Annotated in this window: 6 protein-coding genes; 1 reads left to right on the top strand and 5 read right to left on the bottom strand. The window is 45.2% G+C overall.

The features are described from left to right. Positions 1-313: hypothetical protein (locus PsWM33_RS27585; protein WP_206599043.1), on the bottom strand; the 313-nt coding region annotated here is incomplete at its 3' end. Between the two features lie 415 nt (positions 314-728). On the opposite strand from PsWM33_RS27585, the gene PsWM33_RS27255 reads away from it, so the two are divergent. Continuing rightward, positions 729-1,510, top strand: a protein-coding gene (locus PsWM33_RS27255) for an IS5 family transposase (RefSeq protein ID WP_206599042.1) whose coding sequence is annotated in 2 segments (ribosomal slippage) — positions 729-1,059 and positions 1,059-1,510 — 783 coding nt in all. Because the reading frame shifts where the segments join, the coding sequence is not laid out codon by codon here. A gap of 30 nt (positions 1,511-1,540) precedes the next feature. On the opposite strand, the gene PsWM33_RS26275 is transcribed toward PsWM33_RS27255, so the two are convergent. The 4 genes from PsWM33_RS26275 to PsWM33_RS26265 form a co-directional block, all read right to left on the bottom strand. Next, positions 1,541-2,683: a hypothetical protein gene (locus tag PsWM33_RS26275; RefSeq protein WP_063297183.1), complete on the bottom strand. Its 1,143-nt coding sequence runs from the start codon at positions 2,681-2,683 to the stop codon at positions 1,541-1,543. A gap of 264 nt (positions 2,684-2,947) precedes the next feature. Then, on the bottom strand, positions 2,948-3,157 hold the full coding sequence (locus PsWM33_RS26270) for a cold-shock protein (protein WP_063291013.1): 210 nt from the start codon (positions 3,155-3,157) through the stop codon (positions 2,948-2,950). Positions 3,158-3,445: 288 nt separating this feature from the next. Further along, complete coding sequence (locus PsWM33_RS27250; protein ID WP_153039783.1) at positions 3,446-3,628, bottom strand: hypothetical protein; 183 nt, start codon at positions 3,626-3,628, stop codon at positions 3,446-3,448. A gap of 58 nt (positions 3,629-3,686) precedes the next feature. Beyond that, positions 3,687-3,896: a cold-shock protein gene (locus PsWM33_RS26265; protein ID WP_057464243.1), complete on the bottom strand. Its 210-nt coding sequence runs from the start codon at positions 3,894-3,896 to the stop codon at positions 3,687-3,689. Positions 3,897-4,370 lie beyond the last annotated feature (474 nt).

Here is a 4,370-nt window from a genome sequence, read left to right as displayed (position 1 = left end):
TTTGCAGTTGTGACGGCATTGGACTGATTGCCACCAAGCATTGACAACTGCTGTACTGGCATACCTTGTCGGTGCCGTTGAGCGGGTTGTAGTTGAAGTAATCGTTGGTGCATGCCACTGTTTGCTCACCACCACCGGATATTACGGTGTACATCCAACTGTTGCCACTGCCATATCGGATCCAGTGCATCTTGCCTGTGTCAGGGAGGTTGAACGTCGCACCTTCCTTTGCTACGTCAATATAACTACCCTCAGGTGCGACTTTCAGTAGGTTCGCTGTCGTATAGGCACACTTCTTGTTTTGACCATCCAATGGGTTACCCCAGAAGTTGTTGCAAGAAATTCTATCCAAACCCTGAGCGAGGATGTAGGTATAATTACCTCCCTTACCGTATCACATGGTGATAACGCCGTCGCTGTCGGGATAGCAGTGCTTGCCCCCATCGGCGCAGTTTACCCAACTTGTCTCTTCCGTTTGTGCCGCTTCCTGATTAGCGGTATCGGCTTGCGCAGGGAACGTGACCAAGGCTTGGGCTACGAGCGCAGCCCTCGCTGCTCTCAAGTGGAACTGCGATAAAGAAATAGATTGATCTTAAAATGGTCACAACACAAATGGTTTTAGCACTATATTGCCACGAGCTATACGTGAGATAATCTAGGTTCTGTTGACAAAGTGTATTCCAAAATCATCTGCTTTATGATTCAAGACTGTCTTTTAGGAGGCAGTTTTGGCACGTGGCGATTTAACGGACAGCGAATGGGAATTGATCGAAGCTCTGCTTCCTTCAGAGCGGGGCCGAAAATCTCGTCCTGCACAAGACAACCGCCGTTTTTTGAACGGCATGTTGTATGTCCTTCGCGTTGGCTGCCCGTGGCGGGACATGCATGAGCGCTACGGAAAGTGGAACTCCGTCTATGTCCGGTTTTGCCGTTGGGCGGAGCAAGGTGTTTGGGACCGGCTGCTTGAAACACTGGTGGAACTTGGGCTTAGCGACGACTGGCAACATATGATCGACAGCACCACAGTGCGCTGCCATAGTCAGGCCGCAGGCGCTAAAGGGGGACTCATAAGGAGGCTTTTGGTCGATCACGCGGCGGCTTTACGACGAAAATCCATGCCCGAACAGACGGTCAGGTACGCCCTCTCGGTTTTGTCCTGACAGGCGGCGAAGCGTCAGATTATAGCGCTGTTACCGCCCTTTTGGACATGCCTGTGCGCAAGCCCCAGCTGTTTTTGGCGGATAAGGGATACGATGGCGATGCCGTTCGCCAAAGCTTGCTGTTTGCAGGTATCAGTCCCGTCATTCCGCCGAAGGCGAACCGAAAGGATCCGATATCTTGCGATTTTCGGGCCTACAAAGACAGAAACCGCATTGAGCGCATGTTTAATAAGCTCAAGCAGTTCCGTAGGATTGCTACTCGATACGATAAAACCTGCGTACCTTTCGCCTCTTTCCTAAACTTGGCTGCTGCGCGTCTATGGCTACGCAACTTTGTCAACAGGACCTAAGGTCAAGGACCGCCTAATAGACGATTGTAATTAGCCTACTTGCTGTAATATGTTGATGCGATTGAGGCCAAGCTCAACGATCTTCAAGGCAACCTCAGAATGTGTCATTGCTGACAGCCTGTTCGTCTTCGATTTTGACCCAGTTTGTAATGAACAAGCCCTTGGGAAGTAACTCGAATCGGGCGTCATACCCGGCACTAGGTTTGCTTCAAGAAAATTGGGGTTTCCTTCTGCATCAAGCTTGATGTCAATCCGACCAAAACTCTTAACTCCTAATGCTGTAAAAGCACTGCCTGCAAGCTCGGAAACAGCGCTCAAAGTGGGCTCAGTAATAGTTCTGAGTAACTCATGATTTTTCTGCTTTGCAGCACATCCCAATATTCGATCACCCTTTTCATTCTTGGGAACTATGATTTCTACAGGCATAATAGATCTTGAATCGGTTTCCGGGTCGTCAAAGATTGCAACGGTAAACTCTCGTCCCGGTAGCACCTCCTCGACCAGAACATCTGCGCCATAGCTTTCGAAAAGTTCTTTGACTTTACTTTGATAACTTTCGAAGTCGCGAACTATCGAGTTTTCATCTATTCCATTTCCATTAGCAGCATCTATTGGTTTAACGAAAAGAGGAAGAAAAAGAGGGAGTTTATCTTCTGTTTCGAACTGGCCAGGGCAGGCTTGGAAAAACTTTGCAGTAGCAATACCGTGGTTTTGTATAGCCGTCTTAGCCTTTCCTTTATTGGAATCGAACTCCAGACTGTTACGATCAGATCCGGTAAAAGCAATTGCATGCTCAGAAAAGTAATCTGAAAACCAAGTTTTTGTATTATTACTTACATCCAGGAAGTATTTACTGCAAAGGACAACAAGATCTGGTTTAGACGTAACAATATCATTCAAACTGGATATCGAAGAAATCTCGTGAAACGTAACCGTTTGATATTTTTCTTTTAGAGCATCGTAAAAGAAACGACATGTCTCAATCGATCCAAATCCGGTTTCTTTCAAATCATGTGTATTGGTCGCTACAACTGCAATGTGGTTCTGCAGTTTTGAGGAGTGTTCTTGTAAATTTTGCCGATGGTTATTGTTTGCAATTGGATTGGGAAACTGGAGTGGACCAATTAATTCTGCGGTTAAGCCAATTTTAGCAAGATCAGTTCGTTCTGTCATTGGACCATTCTTTCGTTGCTCAGTCATCAGTTGACGAGCAAATTGCCGGCCCTTCGTTTAGAGCACGGGAAGTGGCGAGGATAATTGACCGGTTAAACGTGGATTTAGTTCACACAGTGCCGGGTGAGGATGGCTGTATTCACGGCACTAATATCTTGCACGAATAGGGGGAGCAGCTGCGAGGTAGTGTATATGACCAGCTGCAAATCTGATAATTACCGCTGTCATGAGTAAAGAAGTTATGTGTCTAGGAACTGTCTTTTGTTAGGCAACTTCGATATTGTTGACTTCTATTTTCCCGTTTGCAGGATTTGTAAGCGTATCGAAACGTACTTTTTGGCGTTCAGCCAATTTCTTAATACCAGCACGATTTAAGGACGCACGAAGAACGCGAAACTGTGAATTTGTACCTTCCTCCTGAATGTAGCCAAAGCCTTGCTCAGAATTGAAGAATTTCACGGAACCATTGATCATTTAGGATACAATCTGTGATGACCAAAAACGCTTTAGTACTTATGTACAGTCGCTTGGCCAGAGAATACTACTTCCCCAAAAGCAATATTCTATTATATACATATTGCACATCTTATCGCACTGGTTCAATCAATTTAAATTTTAATACGGATTTATTTGGCCAGTCGAAGTAAATCTTAGAGAAACATAGTTTCTTGAACTTTAGATCGACTAGATCAAAGAATAGATCTTAGCCCAAGATATTTAGCGATATCTTGTGCACTCGCTGATTGCCAATCACTTGGTAGACTATTTTATCAAAGGGCGAAGCTTTTTATCTGTAGCTTCTTTAGCAAGACGGAGTTCTTTTAGGCGAGACGTTTTTTCACTTAATTGCAGAGCCCGTTCCTCTTCATCGGTTAGTTCTTTTTTTTTGTTTTTTTCAATCGCAGCAAATCGATCTTTTGCACATGACATTGAAATATTAGGCATATTTTGGTTCTTTCTATCAGGACTAGGGCTACGCAACAGGCGCAGCCCTGATCTTTTATTAGTCGACCAGCTGCAAATTCACAGCTGAAGCTTTGCCATCGCGGCCGCTTTCTAGTTCATAAGCAACTTTTTGACCTTCTTCGAGACCCATAAGTCCAGCCCGCTCAACAGCAGAAATATGAACAAATGCATCCTTTCCGCCATCTTCCGGAGAAATAAAGCCGAAGCCTTTTGTGGAATTGAAGAATTTTACAGTGCCGTGTGTCATGGTTGATACCTTGTAACTTTACCCGGGCTAAGCGGGCGTGTTTCCCATGTTCGATATGTACATGGGGTGCAACATTCTCAAAATCAGGGGGAACCTAACAAACCGGCAAGCCGGAAGAAAAGATAGCCAATGATGGCTGTAAACGCGCTTTGTTTATGTAGTTATTCTCGGCTCTCTTTTCAAGAGGCTATGTAAGATATGCTAAACAATCTGCAATTCTTGCTGCAATGATTGGTCCTGAAAGCAAGAAAAGCTCGTTCTCCTACAACCCTACACCATGATCACTTAGTGCTTCGACTGCGTGAATATTTATTTTCGAAGAAAATACCGGAGGCGAGCATTCTATAATATTGAGGTAGTACGATCTCAAACCTTGATTGACGTTACCGAATGCCCGCTTCTCTAATCGGGGGCTGAGGTCAAGCTCTTTTTCCTTTTCGTGCGGATCATATCCATCTCCGGGTCACGCTTCTT

Source organism: Pseudovibrio sp. WM33 (assembly GCF_001623165.1).
In the GTDB taxonomy this organism is placed as follows: Bacteria; Pseudomonadota; Alphaproteobacteria; order Rhizobiales; family Stappiaceae; genus Pseudovibrio.
This window is presented reverse-complemented; position numbering and strand designations above follow the sequence as displayed.

What these genes read in the sequence shown, in the direction of transcription:
- PsWM33_RS26275 (WP_063297183.1), bottom strand. Translation starts at nt 2,683, where the DNA reads ATGACAGAACGAACTGATCTTGCTAAAATTGGCTTAACCGCAGAATTA.
- PsWM33_RS26270 (WP_063291013.1), bottom strand. Translation starts at nt 3,157, where the DNA reads ATGATCAATGGTTCCGTGAAATTCTTCAATTCTGAGCAAGGCTTTGGC.
- PsWM33_RS26265 (WP_057464243.1), bottom strand. Translation starts at nt 3,896, where the DNA reads ATGACACACGGCACTGTAAAATTCTTCAATTCCACAAAAGGCTTCGGC.
- PsWM33_RS27250 (WP_153039783.1), bottom strand. Translation starts at nt 3,628, where the DNA reads ATGCCTAATATTTCAATGTCATGTGCAAAAGATCGATTTGCTGCGATT.